The 1,443-nt window shown below is 58.2% G+C and carries 1 protein-coding gene; it reads left to right on the top strand.

Annotation, left to right across the window (positions count from 1 at the left end; genetic code table 11):
* Nucleotides 1–24: 24 nt before the first annotated feature.
* A partial coding sequence (locus GGR91_RS11520) for a beta strand repeat-containing protein (RefSeq protein ID WP_221204326.1) occupies nucleotides 25–1,443 on the top strand: 1,419 nt, incomplete at its 3' end.

Below are 1,443 nucleotides of genomic sequence, written 5' to 3'. Positions count from 1 at the left end.
ACCAACGGCGACGTGAGCTTTGGTATGACCGTGAACTCGTCTGAAGCCTTGTCCAGGCTGTCGACGCCAGCGGCGCTTACGGTTACGGCAGGTTCGGGCGCGGTTACATTTACAGGGATAGTGGGCGGCGCAAGCTATACGAGCACCACGCCTACAACGACAGGCGCCGTTGGCGCTGTCATTGTTAACAGCACCGCACTGACCAAATTTGGTGGCAGCGTCAGCGCGGCGTCTGTGACGACGAACGCTGGTGGTTCGGTTGAGCTATTCGGCAACGTCACGACAACGGGCGGCGCACAGACTTATAATGACGCGGTTACGCTCAAGAACGACATGGTTGTTACGGGCTCGACGGTCAGCTTCCTCGATGCTGTCACGGGTGGAGGCAAAGCCCTGACGATCACGGGTAACGCCGTGCTGGGTAATGGCGGCGTGGCCGACACTGTGGCGGGCGTTGCGACATTGAGTGTGTCTGGCACATCCTCTGTTGGCGCTAGCCTGATCGATACGTTGTCATCGCAGACCTTCACGGGTGCGATTACGCTGACGGCTGATGCCGAGCTTAAGGGCGTTGGCCTGAAGCTGCTTGGTGCAGTTAATGGCGCAAAGGCGCTCATCCTCACAGATAGCGGTACTACCGAGATCAGCGGCGCCATCGGCGCGGGTACTGCGCTCACCAGCCTTGAAGTTAAGGGCGGCGGAATAGTTAAACTCGCTGGCATTACGATCAAAACCAGCGGAACGCAGACCTACAGCAAGGCGGTTGAGCTTCTCGCCAATACGACGCTGGAAGGCTCGACGGTCTCAACCGGAAGCACGCTGACGGGTCTTAACGGATCAACAAATTACGGCCTGACAGTGACGGGTAACGCCGCATTTGGGGATGGCACGGATGCGGATGCCCTTACGGGTCTGACGACGCTTTCGGTTTCCGGCAATGCTGCGCTCAACCTTGGTGCAATCACGACCAGTGGCACACAAACCTATAGCGGGAATGTCTCGCTGGCGAAGACTGTGTCGCTGACCACAACCAATAACAATATTGGCATCACGGGTACGCTTAACGGCGGCTTTAACTTCACGGCAACTGTTGGCACAGCCAATGTTACGCTGACAGGCGCAGTGGGTGGCAGCACGCCGCTAGGCGCCGTCCTTCTGTCTAGCAGCGGGGTGATGACCTTTGGTTCCAGTGTGGCGGCGACGTCGCTTACAACGAACACCAATGGCACCGTTTATCTGGGCGGGAATGTCACGACGACGACAAGCCAGACCTATAACGACGCCATAGTTCTGACCAACGATGTAGTTCTTACCGGTACCGACATTACCCTTGCGCAGACGGTGAACAGTGATGCGACGGGGACGAAGCGTGCGCTGACCGTAACGGGCAGCGGTGTGACCACCTTTAGCGGCATTGTGGGCGGGACGGTTGCGCTTGCTTCG

It is taken from the genome of Sphingorhabdus rigui (assembly GCF_014196595.1).
Taxonomy (GTDB): domain Bacteria; phylum Pseudomonadota; class Alphaproteobacteria; order Sphingomonadales; family Sphingomonadaceae; genus Sphingorhabdus_B; species Sphingorhabdus_B rigui.
Note: the sequence above shows the minus strand (reverse complement) of the source record. Positions and strands in the feature narration are given on the sequence as shown.